We start from the raw sequence: 13,200 nt of genomic DNA on the forward strand, positions 1-13,200 counted from the left end.
ATCTATTCGAATATGGAGGGTTTGTGAAATACTTTAACCATATCTATCAAATTGTTTGATTCTTCTATAATCCATTGATCTTCTTTTATCAGGTTATGGAGTATTTCTTTTTGAGATCTCTTTAATAAATGATCAATGTTTTTAGGTTGGGAAGGCCATACACTTTTATGCTCACTCTCTCCAATACCTTTTGATATTCCATTTGGAGTAAGTAATTGAATGGCAGATATTTTTTCCTTTACCAAAGGGTATATAATAAATAAACCATCATAATCCCAGTCACAAGAATAATAAATGGGCAATCCCCTAGTATCTGCGTAATCCAACTTGCCTACATTTTTACCCCCTGCATACCATAGTTCTATATTATTAGACCTAGCTAATGTAGGGCGCTTCAAAAAGTCAATATTTTCGCAAAGTACAATGCACTTAGGATCATTACACTCCAGTACATATTTGTATTGTTGATCTTTATCATCAGCCAATTCATCAATATTCAACAGTAATTTTACTGCATTGATTAATGACTCTTTTCCCAACAAGTATTTCTCATTTTTGAAAAACATGAGTGATACAATTCTAACAGTTGCTTCCTTTTTGATTATCTGCTCCCTAAGTGGCAATAAGTTGCCCGTCTCCATATCTTCTTTTATCCCCATCAATACTTTAATATCGGACTCTTCAAAACGAAGCTGATGTTTTAATAGTTCATTATCTGATAAAAAAGCTTCATAGCGGTTATACTTTTCCAGGTAATCTTTTTCATATATCTCAGTAAACCCCTGTAAAGTGAAGAGTTTATTATGTGACCTGTCAAGTATCCTAAGGGAGTTGATCAGGTAATTGATTTCACCACTTTTTGCCAGGGTATCATTCAGCTTTACCTCACCATTTATATATAGATTATTTAATGCCCTTAACTCAATCCAATTCATTTTGCAATTTTGTTTATATAGATGTTCAGATCTTCATTGCTATCCTTTGTTTTAAAATAAGAAGCCGAAGGGCGATAATTAATATTATCATCCTCTTTTCCCTTGATCAAATGATGAGCATACCACTCATCAGACAATCCGATGTTGAATGTATGCGGCGCCATTGTTATAATCTGGTATTGGAATTCCTCTGCAATGGCAGGGAAAGTGTTAAAATTGGTATTATCGAGACTTCCCAATTCCTCCAGAATAATAAACCTTAGACCATTACGTTTTTCTTTTTGTACGGCAGAGAGCCTTGCAATACCCAATAATGCGATAGCGGAATAGGTTTCTCCGGTACTGCCTGGAACTTCTGTTCCAAATTGATCCGTGAGCTTAGCAGATAGTTCAAAATATGTTTTGGGATTGAGCAATTTATCAATCGGAATTTTGTTTTTGATCTTTGCTTGTTTCCTGAAGAAATCTTCAATAAAGTCAACTATAGATTGCCCAAACTGCAATTCTCCTTTTGTCGCCGTATTCCGAACCTCATAGGCCATCTGTTTGATATAATCGATCTTTATTTCTTTATCGCCATCAAATTCGAGTTTGAAATAAAACTTTCCGCTAATCTTCCGATCAACAAAAAATGCGTTTATCCTCTTTACCTGATCATCATATTTATCATATCGCTCAGTAGTTTTACTGAATATCTTAATCATATTGTCCCTGATACCATTAGCTATGGTCGTTCGGGTTTGATTGGCCTCCTGTAAAGCGGAAGCGATATCATCAGTAGATTTGATTTTGCTTCCCAACAATTCTTCTTCCAAAACCCTGAATGAAAAATCCTGGTCTTTAATCGCTAATTGTACAGCCGGGTTCTTTTCATTACTCGTTTCTTCAAATGAATTGGAAATGCCAATAAATGCTGTTTTATATTCTTCCCATAACTCATTATAATTGCGTCCCAATGCTTCAATATCCTTGGATGTTAAAGGAAAGTCTTCTACGTTTTCCTGGAAATACTCGTAGTAAGCACTATTGAGCGTATTAAACGCTACTTGCTTTTTAGTCAGGTTATCAATGATTGTCTGTAAATCCCGTTTATCACGCTGTATCTTGCTTTCCAAAGAGTCGAGCTTTGTTTGCTTGGCTCCTTTTTCTTGATAAAACTGAACCCTCTTTTGGTCGCATTCTTTACGAACTTTCAACAATTCCCTTTTTACGACTTCAGGCTCATCGTATTCAACCTTAAACCTGTTTTTAATTTCCAATAATTCCTCTTCTTCTCTTTTCTTTTGTGCTTGTAATTGAGCAATCTTTTCGTCAATCTGTAAGGTACAGGCTGCCGCATTTTTTAATTTTTCGATATTGCTGTTTTCGACAAGCGATATATCAAAGGATTGGTCAAAAAGGGTCGTATCATAAGGTTTCCCATCTGTGATATGCTTCAATGCTTCTATCCTACTATTTATGGAGCTGGTTTCTGTATTCAGTTTATGGATCAATTGTTGAACCGATTGCTCCAGATTTTCTCTGTCTCCCAAGAGCGCTGCATCAGGGTTAAATTGGATAAACTGGTGTAATGCGCCTAATTTTATCCAAAGCCCTTTGAGGGAGGAGTTAGCCTTAAAATCCTTGATTAGTTCATCAGGATTAACGTATTGAGCTGAATTGTCTGGGTTAGCAATTTCAGAAACAGATGTGGTTGCGTAATACAAAACGGCCTGTAGCTGTTCATTATTTAACACTGGCAAATTTTTGATATACCAGTATAAAAGGCCATTTTCATCTTTATCCCGTAATAACGACAACAGCTTTTCTTTGGCCGCTTTTTCCTTTTTTAAAGAGGATTTTAACTCATCCAAAATCTCCAATTGTTCTTTTCGGGTTTGGACAATATTTTTAAGTGTTTTATACTTTTCCAGATAAGGTTTCGCAAATGCGATTTCTTTTTTTATATCTTCATTATCCCTGCTTAAAATATCAATTTTTTGCAGTCTATCTCTCCAGCTATCATCTATTTCAGGAAGTATAAACATTTTAAGCTCGTTGATACCTTCACCTAACTTTTCTATGCTTTTGGTTAACTCTTCATAACGGTTGAACATATTAAAATTTGCATCCGCTTCCTCGTAGCCCTGTTTTATTGATTTTTCTTCCGCCGGAAGATTTTCGATAGCAGTTCTAAGTTCATCAAGTTCAATTTCATGGGTTGCTATCGCTGCCTTGCCTTCTGCTTCATTATCCTGTAATTGCTTTAATTCTATATATGCGTTTTGTAATTCGGCTTCTTTAAATGATTTGAATTTTGTTTTATGAGACTGCTCCAATTCCCTTAAGCTGGTTAATCTTTTTTGCTTGTTGGATAGGTTCTGAATATCTTTATTCAGGCTTTCATATTCTCGCAAAATCTTTTCAAGCTCGGATTGCTCTTTCTGAAAGTTGGCAAGAATATCTTCATCGGATTCTTCAAAGAGAAATTCTTTTAAGTTTCTGGAAGCTTGGTTACCACTTAAATTCAGTGTCTTAGCTTTTGAAAAGGATTGTATGACCTTAGCAAAGGCTTTTAGATTTTTATCTTGGCTGAGATTCAGAGGAAGGATGTTTTTATCATAAAGGAACTTATAATAGGTATTGACGCTTTCATTATTACCGAAGAAGTTGAGCCGAAGTCTGTGCTTTTCGTAAAGGAATGTTGCTAAATCCTGTATGTCAGCTATTTCTTTGTCCCCAGACTCTTTTTCTTTCAATAAGTCTTTGGCGAAGATTAGCCCTTCTTTTTCAAGAGCCAGTTCATTTATTTTCAGGTTTATATCTGCCTGTTTGGTAATGACAAAGGGAATAATGCGCTTGCCTTTCTGACTGTTTATCTGTATTCCTATAGTTATAAACTTACCTGAATCAACTTCGATATTCAAAAAGCAATAGGCACATTTAGTTTTATAGGGAAGCGTACTGATTTGCCGTTCTTCTTTTTTTACACCATCAGTCCCGAATTTGACCAGATCCTTATCATATACAAATATCATTTGGAGTAGATCTGCAATAATGGATTTCCCTACACCATTGGAGCCAACAAAATCTGTTCTTGTCGGATGAAAGAGATAATCGTGTATATAATGCTTCAGAACACCTACGGTGGATAAGGAGTAGATTCTTGGATAACTCATGGCGCTTCATCATTTTTAAGTTGCTGGCTAAATGACCCAAAATCCTGAAGCTCCTCCTGGTACAGTTTGGCCAAACGGTGAATAGCCGGTCTTATTTCAAAAACTAGGTCTTCATTCCTTCCCGATTGTTTTTCTACCCAGCCTAATCTATCAAAATTCTCAATCGTTTTGCTGAATTTTGTATGCACTTCATTCCATTCCTTCTCGTCATAAGATGCTCTGATGTCATTGAACAAAATCCGTTTGTATGCTTCCTGATGGTCACTCTCTAATATTTGTGTTTTGATGTCATTCCAGTAAATAACCTTTTCTTCGTCGAAATACTTTTGGTAGTACATATCCAAAAGCGTCAACCCAATCAGTGTTTGTAATTCAGTAAGTTCCTTATTACGGCTTGCATCGCTTAATTTCCCTTTACCGTTTTCCGTGAAGTCGAGATAATAATACCGGCTTCCATCAGAGATGTCGGCAACGAGATTAAGCCTGTACAGATTGCTGTAAAAACTGCTCCACTGCGGCTCATAGCTTTCCAATACGGTATATTCTACATAATACTTGTGGTCAATATGTTTGCCCGACAACAACAGCATATTGATGTCTGCAAAATGCTTTTCAATACGCTCCTCTGCCAGAAAAGAATAATCGCTTATTTCATAATTCTCGTTTTCCATAACGATAGGTCTTGTTGGGATAAGGAAATAATTTTTTGTTCTACATCGATGAATACATTGCTATTCTCCGAAGTATAGGCTGTCATACGGGAAGCTACCTGATAAGCAATGGACAGGTCTTTTTCTTCATCCACGATACTATTCATAAGTTCATCAACAGACAATAGCCCTTTGCCTTCCAGAATATCTTTAGCCTTATCTACCCATTGATTGATGATTTGCTGGCGGTTGATTTCTTTTGCTATTTTCTGCTTTTCATTACGTTCATAGGTTTCATCAGCCTCAATATTTACAATGATATTGGGTTTTGGAAGTTCAAACTCGTAATATCTTGGGTACAACATTCGGACAGGCTCATATACCACTTGCTTTAATGGAAAATTGTTGCTGAACCTGATACCTTCGGCAGTATATTGTGAACTTTCCAAGATTGTCCTATGCAGTTTTTTTAGTTGTAACCTAAAAAAGGCTCGTGCAGAAAACTGCTCCTGCAGCTCCGTTAGTTTTTCACTGGCGTGGTTGATTTGTCTACGGATAATGTGTACTTTTTGGTCTACCGAATTGAAAAATTCCCTGATATCCGTATATATTTCCTGAGCCCTTTCCCAATCGCTTTTACTTTTCTGTACATTGTCTGTATCAAATTTTCCATCATCTTCCATCTTTCTATAAAAGTGATCCACCACATTTAGCAGGTCACCAAGAAATTTATCCTTGGAGATGATGGCCTCCGTAATATCTTCTGCTCTTTCTCCGAACTTTCTAAAGACAATAGTAAAATCCCTTACTAAAGAAGTGGCACTTTGCTCGTCTTCTTTTCGGAGAATATCGTTTAGCTCTTTGTAAGCCTCCCGTAATTCATCCTCCAATGATTCTAAATGATCGGTAATAATTTTCTTTGAACCTTGAATAAATATTCTCCCGAATTTTCGTTCCAATTCTTCAATAGTCTTGATTTCGCCATGATGTATGGTGAATGAGTCTTGAACACTTTTTTTAAGCGGATGATTTTTATAGGGATTTTCTAATTTGCTGACCATTAAATCTACCACATTTTTGGCGTAGTCTGTCAGATAATATTTCCAGGGCTCATCGGGATGGCTTCGCAGGAAATAGTGAAATAGGTTGTCTTTAATATTGCTCCATTGCCGAACGGAATCCAGGTTAAAATCAACGGCTATATCTTTCAGGATTTCATTAATCTCTTTTTGTGTAAAGTATTCTTCGATTTCTCGATTTTTGAGTTTTTCATAAAGAGCAATAATCAAATAGCCTCCGTCATATTTTGAGGGAAGGAGAAGGTCATATTTAGAATATAGTTGTTGTTCTTTCAAAAAATCAATTGTAAATTTTACCCAACAGATGCATTCTTTATTCTTTTAACACATTTTCCAATTAGAACTATAAAACGCTTTTTTAAAATTGCTTTTGGTTATTCTCTACTTATACATTTTTTTGAAGACAACATAAGATTGAGAACGATCATTTTCATGTTTTATTAATTTTTTTACTAAAATTATTTTGTATATGTATACAAAATAATTTTCATGGTAAGATAAAAATAACTAAAATTATTATGGCACACAACAATGTGAATAATTGAATTATTTAAGTAAATTAAATTCTACAATTATAATGAATAAGAATAATCGTTTTACTAATTATATAAATAACGAGATTTAATAAATGATGCCCATTAAAATGGGTAGAGAAGATTTCTTATTTAATATTATAAATATTGTCTTGAGATGTGTAGAACCTTCCCTTTTCATATACCAGATCATGTAGAAGTAGCCGATTAAGAAGGCTATGTTTTTGAGCTAGGGGAGCTATTTTATAGATATCTTTTAATGATTTTATCCTGGAAAGTAGTGAGTGAAGTGCAATCCATTTTTCCGATTCCTTAATGGACTCCTGCCTACTGGAGAGAAGAATTTCTTTATCGGTTAGCAGCTTTTGATATAGCCTGTTAAATGTCTCACTATCAATTTCTTTGTTTAGGATCAGTTCGTCCAATGCACCCTGCTTCTTCTCGATTGCTGATATCTGCCTATTTCTCGAAGCAATGATTTCTTTCTGGTCCTGCACTGTTTTCCGTAGAAGAGATTCCGCTTTTTCTGCAATCACATTTAATTGTAATTCAGAAAACTTGAATGTATCCAGCAATTCCTCAAATTGGTTGTGAAGCTTATCTCCGTTATAGTTCGCTCCCGTATGTAAGGTACAACGGTAATAAGGGTAGTATTTACTTTTGCCTTTGGAATATGCTGCAGTCATATTCCTTCCGCACCAACACTTTAATATACCCCGTAGGGGAAAAAGTTCTTTCGGTCTGGATTTGGATACCTTCGGCCTATCGCTTCGCTTTTTAATGAGCCAATAATCACTTTCCTTGATGATTGGTTGATGAATTCCTTTAACATACCTTTCCTTTTGGTTTCTTGTTGCAGGTATTTTAATCAAACCGGCATAGATAGGATTGTAAAGCACGCTCTGTATCGCGCAGTGTCCTGATCTATTAAATCCCTGTTTTTGTGCAAGCTTATAGATTGTCTGTATGGGTATCCCCGACAGATAATTACGGAATATAGTCTGAATGATTTCTGCTTTATCTTCATCTATTACTAATACTGTCTTATTATTTCGGTCTTTTGCATTAATATATCCAAAAGGTGCTTTTCCTACATGACGGCCAGACAATCGTGCATAATTAATATTTTCTTTAGTTCTTTTCCTGATTTGAAGAAGTTCCTGGTTCGCCATTAAATAGGCAAATGCTCTTTTCAGGAATACGGAAGGGTCATTGACATCAATATCAATATTTTCATCGATAGCCAAAACTTTTAGCCTAAACTGTTCCTCCAGTTTTTTGATCCTCGAAAAGGCTTCTGTAAAGTCACGGCTGAACCGATCATGGCTGGCGACAATCAGATAGGAGACTTTGGGATTATGCTTTTTTATGAATGCTTCTAAAGCTTTGTAATCGGGACGATCAAATGTATCACTACGTTCGCCGTTATCAGTAAAAAGAGCTAAAAGCTGAAGATTGTTCCTACTGCAGTAATTTTGTATTACTTCTTCTTGGAACTCCAGGGAATAACGGGATTGATCCCTGGCGCTTATTCTTCTATATCCTATCGCAAAATTTTTCATTTTCGATATTCTGGTATTATTATCCTAAGCAATAAATTACATCAGGATAAAAATAACATTTCATAGTTAATTCAATATAAAGAACCTAAGTCATTCACATTAAATTAATGTGTGCATTGTACTTTTAGTAGTAGAAAAAGAGGGAACATATACAGGAAACAATATGCAGGACAAGGAACGGAATAATGATATTATAAATGCTGAATTCGATAATGAAATTCTGGAATTAATTGCCCAGATTGTTGTTGAATATCTGCTTGAAAATAAAGAAGGCAGGTGATAAAACATGATTTTTCACAACTGTCTGATTATCAGCGGGTGTTCAAAGCAACCCCTGTATCGGAATCGAACACTAAAAAACTGATTTTCAATTATTTAGATATTTAACCCAGCTAAATCCTTTAGTAACGCAAAACACAAACGGCTAACTATCAAATAGTTAGCCGTTTATTTTAAATTATTGTAGCCCGTAGGGGAATCGAACCCCTGTTTCCAGAATGAAAATCTGGCGTCCTCACCCCTAGACGAACGGGCCATTAAATGTAGAGTGTCTTTCAACTCTTTTGGTAGCGGGGACACGACTCGAACGTGCGACCTTCGGGTTATGAGCCCGACGAGCTACCAACTGCTCCACCCCGCACTCTATACAACTCGTTTTTAGCCTTTGTTAAATCCTTAACTCTGTTTCCGAATTGGAATGCAAAGATATAATTCGTTTCTTTGTACTGCAAATTTTTTTTTAAAAATATTTTAATGGCGCATAAAGCAGGTTTTGTAAGTATAATAGGTAAGCCAAACGTTGGTAAATCTACCCTCATGAATGTGCTTGTAGGAGAGCGGCTTAGCATCATAACACCTAAGGCTCAAACCACAAGACACCGCATTTTGGGGATCGTAAATGAAGAGGATTATCAGATCGTTTTTTCGGATACCCCGGGTATAATTAAGCCAAAATACTCTTTACAAGAGAGCATGATGAGCTTTGTTAACGGATCTTTGACTGACGCGGACGTACTTTTATTTGTAACTGATATTAATGAGCAACACGATGAAGAGGATGTTTTGGAGAAGTTATTAAATCGTGATATTCCAACAATTGTACTGATTAATAAAATAGATAAGGCTTTACAGGAACAGGTTGATGAGAAAATCGCTTACTGGCAGGAGAAATTAAATCCGGTTGCTATTTATGCAATATCCGCCCTTCACAAACATAATGTAGATGGGCTGCTTGATAAAGTTTTAAGTATGCTGCCTGAGCATCCGCCATATTACGATAAAGAAGATTATACGGATCGTTCTGAACGTTTCTTCGTTTCTGAAATTATCCGGGAGAAAATATTCCTGAATTATCAGAAAGAAATCCCTTACAGTACCGAAGTTATTGTAAAGAGCTTTAAAGAAGAAGAACTCCGTTCGGGAAAACCTGGCGATTTAATGATTAGAATTACAGCTGAAATTGTGGTTGAACGCGATTCTCAAAAAAACATTCTGATTGGAACTGCTGGTAAAATGCTTAAAAAAGTAGGCACAGAAGCCAGGCTGGAAATTGAAAAGTTTTTAGGCAATAAAGTGTTTCTCGAAATGTTTGTTAAAGTAATTCCCGATTGGAGAAGCAAGAAGAATTACTTAAAAAGCTTTGGTTACGATAATTAAGCGTAAATTTGCAAAAAAACAGATGAATGGCTACAACGGTGCCTTCATTATTTAAAAATTAATTAATACACACAGTATAACGTTTCAACACAGTAACGTTCCAACAATACCAATCCATGAGTAATATTATCGCCATTGTAGGCAGGCCGAATGTCGGCAAATCGACCCTTTTTAACAGATTAACCGAAAGCCGTAAAGCTATTGTAGATGATATGAGCGGAGTAACCCGCGACAGGCATTATGGTGTTGGTGAGTGGACAGACAGACAATTTACAGTAATTGATACTGGTGGTTACGTAGCCAATTCAGAAGATGTTTATGAAGCCGCAATCCGTGAGCAGGTTATGATTGCCATTGAAGAAGCCAGCGTATTAATCTTTATGGTTGATGTAACAACAGGCATCACAGATTTAGACGATGATATTGCGCAGGTGCTTCGCCGCAGTAACAAACCTGTTTTTGTAACCGCAAATAAAGTTGATAATACAGCATTACACAGCGAAATCAGTACTTTTTATGGTTTCGGCTTAGGGGAGGTTTATCCATTGTCATCCATGACGGGATCCGGAACAGGTGAATTATTGGATGAAATAATTAAACATTTTGAAGATATTCCTGAAGAGGAAAATGCTTTACCTAAAATTACCATTGCAGGTCGTCCAAACGTTGGTAAATCATCTTTAGTTAATGCTTTAGTTGGTAAAGAGCGCAATATCGTAACGGCCAACGCTGGTACCACCCGCGATTCAATAAAAATTCATTACAATCAGTTTGGTCACGAGTTTATGCTGATCGATACGGCAGGACTGCGTAAAAAAACCAAGGTTAAAGAAAATCTTGAGTTTTATTCAGTTATGCGTACCATCAAAGCTTTGGAAGAAGCGGATGTCGTTGTTTTAATGATCGATGCGCAGGAAGGAATTGAAAGTCAGGACATTAATATTTTCCACCTGGCCGAAAAGAACAAAAAAGGTATTGTTATTTTGGTTAATAAATGGGATTTGATTGAAAAAAATACGCAAACCATGAAAGCTTTTGAAGAGCAGATTCAGGAGCGTATCCGTCCTTTTACTGATGTACCAATTATATTTACTTCGGTATTAAATAAACAACGCATTTTCAAAGCGATTGAAGCGGCGCTGGATGTTTATAAAAACCGTAGCAAGAAAATCCCTACATCAAAATTAAATGATGTAATGTTGCCATTGATTGAGAAATTTCCACCACCGGCATTAAAAGGTAAACACATTAAAATTAAATACATCACTCAAATTAATGCGACTTCGCCAATGTTTGCGTTTTTCTGCAACTTGCCTCAGTACATTAAAGATCCGTATAAACGTTTTATTGAGAATAAATTAAGAGAAAACTTTGATTTCTCCGGATCTCCGATTCAAATTTTCTTCAGACAGAAATAGGATAATTTTTAAAATTATTAGAAAAGCAGGGTTAGCATTCCATCGGGAATAGCGGTCCTGCTTTTTGCTTTTAGTCCCGATAGAAAAAATTGGGAGCTAACGCTTCAATCAGGTTTATTTAACCTGAGCCGGTACTTAACTGGCCATCTTTTCTTTTGCCAAATATCTTTCAAAACAGTTAAAAATCATGGTTATCTTTGTCGCATGCAAAACGAAGTTCAGGTTTTAAATAGCGAAGCTAAAGATATTGATGTCATTTTTGATTTTTATGATATGGCAATCGAACACCAAAAAAAGGTTTTTAATAAACACTGGCAGGGCTTTAGCCGCGAAATGGTGACTACTGAAATTGCTGAAAACAGACAGTATAAAATTTTAGTTGATGGACAGGTTGCAGCTATTTTTGCAGTAACTTTTGACGATGAGTTGATTTGGAAAGAAAGAGATCAGGATTCAATTTATATCCACAGAATTGTAACACATCCGGATTTTAGAGGTTATTCTTTTGTAAAACAAATTGTTGAGTGGGCCAAAAAATACGCTGCAGAAAACGATCTTCAATATATCCGGATGGATACCTGGGCGGATAATGAAAAACTTTTAAAATACTATACCGGCTGCGGGTTTGATTTTGCAGGTACAGTAAGTCTGACTAAAACGGAAGGTTTGCCAAAACATTATGAAGGCATTAGCTTAAATCTTTTTGAGATCAAAGTTTAACCTTTTTTCTGGTTCAGTAAATTAAGCGTATGGTCTAAAGTTTCAGTGCCACCCAGGGCTTGATGACCTGTAATTACGTATTTGGCATTAGGGTATTTTTGTTTAAGCTTTAAAATTGTTTTTGGCCATTCCTGCAAATTAGCTTCACCGGTATACCCTAAATCAGTTGCCTCAACGCTCTTTACCAGGCAACCGCCATAAAGTATTTTGTCTTTACCAAACCAAATGGTCAAATTATCTTTAGTATGCCCTTCGCCAGCGTAAAAGGTGTTGAATTTGTAACCCCCAACCATAAAAGTGGTGTCTTTAGAAAATGTAAACTCCGCTCTTCTTTCTTTGGTCACGGCCGAAATTTCATCTGTTAACTTGGTGGTATAGGTTTTAATCCCTTTTGTTCTGAAAAATTCCAATCCTCCACTTCGGTCTTTGTGAGAATGTGTAGCAATAGCCACAACTACTTTTTTATGGTGTTTAGCTTCAATACTATCCAATAGCGGTTGTAGCTCTGCGTCATTCCAGGGGGCATCAATCATTACTACTCCACCTTTTGTAACCATATACATGCCATTTGCAGGTGTTTGAATACCGTTGTATGTATTGTAGGTTACAAAAACGTAAAAATTTCCGGTTAAATGGTTAATGTGTAATCCGGCAGATTGAGCAAATGAAAAAGCAGAGATTAAAAGGGCTGTAACCAGCATGAATAGTTTACGCATAGAATAATTAAAAGATTATGGGTTTAGAACGATTTTTCGGCTTAACATATTGTCGGCTTTTTCCATAAGGATAAAAATATTTTTTCTCCGCGATAAAATCAACTAATAAACCTTAATCACTTGTCCGGTGATAATGCCCAAAACACTTTTTTCAAACGCTTTAACTACTTTATCCATGGTTACTGGGATTTCGCCGGGGAAAGCATCAAAATAGGAAGGCGAATCTTCTACTACATTCGGGCTGATGGCATTGATTCTCACTCCATTTTCCAATTCTGCTGAAGCGGCAAAGACAAAAGAATTTAATCCACCGTTTATGGTACTCAATGCAATACCTGCTGCTATAGGATGATCGGCAAGGATACCTGAAGTTAAACTGAATGAACCGCCTTTGTTAATGTAGTGCTGACCAATCAGAACCAAATTAATCTGGCCAAGCAATTTATCCAGTAAGCCTGTTTTAAATTGATCGCCCGTCATTTCCTTCAGGATTGCAAAAGGACCGCTTCCGGAAGTACTGATTAGTGCATCAAAAGAGCCAACCTTTTCAAACATCGCTTTTATTGAGGTTTCATTCGTAATGTCTACCTGTACATCACCGCGGGTATGGCCAACACGGATAACTTCGTGTTTTTGAGCAAAAGCATCTGAAACTTTTTTACCTAAGATACCAGTTGCACCAACTATAATGATTTTCATATCTTAAATTATTTTACCTAAAGTTAGGATAGCTAAGAAACATTATAGTCATTTAAAAGTTTTAATCTCCCGTT

11 protein-coding genes and 2 tRNA genes are annotated in these 13,200 nt (G+C 36.2%); 4 read left to right on the plus strand and 9 right to left on the minus strand.

The features are described from left to right. Positions 1-2 precede the first annotated feature (2 nt). The 5 genes from O0955_RS14085 to O0955_RS14105 all read right to left on the minus strand — a co-directional run bounded on the left by O0955_RS14085 (position 3) and on the right by O0955_RS14105 (position 7,917). On the minus strand, positions 3-935 hold the full coding sequence (locus O0955_RS14085) for a hypothetical protein (protein ID WP_269428195.1): 933 nt from the start codon (positions 933-935) through the stop codon (positions 3-5). Then, positions 932-4,093 carry a hypothetical protein gene (locus tag O0955_RS14090; RefSeq protein WP_269428196.1) on the minus strand — a complete coding sequence of 1,054 codons (3,162 nt, stop codon included), beginning with the start codon at positions 4,091-4,093 and terminating at the stop codon, positions 932-934. The genes O0955_RS14085 and O0955_RS14090 overlap by 4 nt, the downstream gene beginning before the upstream one ends. Continuing rightward, a complete protein-coding gene (locus O0955_RS14095; protein ID WP_269428197.1) occupies positions 4,090-4,764 on the minus strand; it encodes a condensin complex protein MksE in 675 nt (224 codons plus the stop codon). Before O0955_RS14095 ends, O0955_RS14090 begins: the two co-directional genes overlap by 4 nt. Then, complete coding sequence (locus O0955_RS14100) at positions 4,740-6,098, minus strand: hypothetical protein (RefSeq protein ID WP_269428198.1); 1,359 nt, start codon at positions 6,096-6,098, stop codon at positions 4,740-4,742. The genes O0955_RS14095 and O0955_RS14100 overlap by 25 nt, the downstream gene beginning before the upstream one ends. A 385-nt stretch (positions 6,099-6,483) precedes the next feature. Continuing rightward, positions 6,484-7,917: a recombinase family protein gene (locus O0955_RS14105; RefSeq protein WP_269428199.1), complete on the minus strand. Its 1,434-nt coding sequence runs from the start codon at positions 7,915-7,917 to the stop codon at positions 6,484-6,486. 109 nt (positions 7,918-8,026) lie between these two features. On the opposite strand from O0955_RS14105, the gene O0955_RS14110 reads away from it, so the two are divergent. Next, complete coding sequence (locus tag O0955_RS14110; RefSeq protein WP_269428200.1) at positions 8,027-8,197, plus strand: hypothetical protein; 171 nt, start codon at positions 8,027-8,029, stop codon at positions 8,195-8,197. 183 nt (positions 8,198-8,380) lie between these two features. Here the strand turns inward: O0955_RS14110 and O0955_RS14115 are convergent. Next, a tRNA-Glu gene (locus O0955_RS14115) sits at positions 8,381-8,452 on the minus strand. 29 nt (positions 8,453-8,481) lie between these two features. Continuing rightward, positions 8,482-8,557: transfer RNA gene (locus O0955_RS14120), tRNA-Met, on the minus strand. 113 nt (positions 8,558-8,670) lie between these two features. Between O0955_RS14120 and era the strand changes: the two genes are divergently transcribed. The 3 genes from era (at position 8,671) to O0955_RS14135 (ending at position 11,711) form a co-directional block, all read left to right on the plus strand. Next, positions 8,671-9,573 carry a GTPase Era gene (gene era / locus O0955_RS14125; RefSeq protein WP_131537662.1) on the plus strand — a complete coding sequence of 301 codons (903 nt, stop codon included), beginning with the start codon at positions 8,671-8,673 and terminating at the stop codon, positions 9,571-9,573. A gap of 116 nt (positions 9,574-9,689) precedes the next feature. Next, the gene (gene der, locus O0955_RS14130; RefSeq protein WP_269428201.1) at positions 9,690-10,991 is read left to right on the plus strand and encodes a ribosome biogenesis GTPase Der; all 1,302 of its coding nucleotides are present in this window, start codon (positions 9,690-9,692) and stop codon (positions 10,989-10,991) included. Positions 10,992-11,195: 204 nt separating this feature from the next. Continuing rightward, positions 11,196-11,711, plus strand: a complete 516-nt coding sequence (locus O0955_RS14135; protein WP_269428202.1) for a GNAT family N-acetyltransferase — start codon at positions 11,196-11,198, stop codon at positions 11,709-11,711. Here O0955_RS14135 and bla read toward each other — a convergent pair. Further along, positions 11,708-12,427 (minus strand): BlaB/IND/MUS family subclass B1 metallo-beta-lactamase, encoded by a 720-nt coding sequence (gene bla, locus O0955_RS14140; RefSeq protein ID WP_269428203.1) that lies wholly within the window; start codon positions 12,425-12,427, stop codon positions 11,708-11,710. The two genes, O0955_RS14135 and bla, sit on opposite strands and share 4 nt — an antisense overlap. Before the next feature lie 102 nt (positions 12,428-12,529). Beyond that, entirely contained in the window at positions 12,530-13,126 is a 597-nt protein-coding gene (locus O0955_RS14145) for a short chain dehydrogenase (RefSeq protein ID WP_269428204.1), read from the minus strand. Positions 13,127-13,200: the final 74 nt, after the last annotated feature.

Origin of the sequence: Pedobacter punctiformis, assembly GCF_027213715.1 — a bacterium.
GTDB classification, from domain to species: Bacteria; Bacteroidota; Bacteroidia; order Sphingobacteriales; family Sphingobacteriaceae; genus Pedobacter; species Pedobacter punctiformis.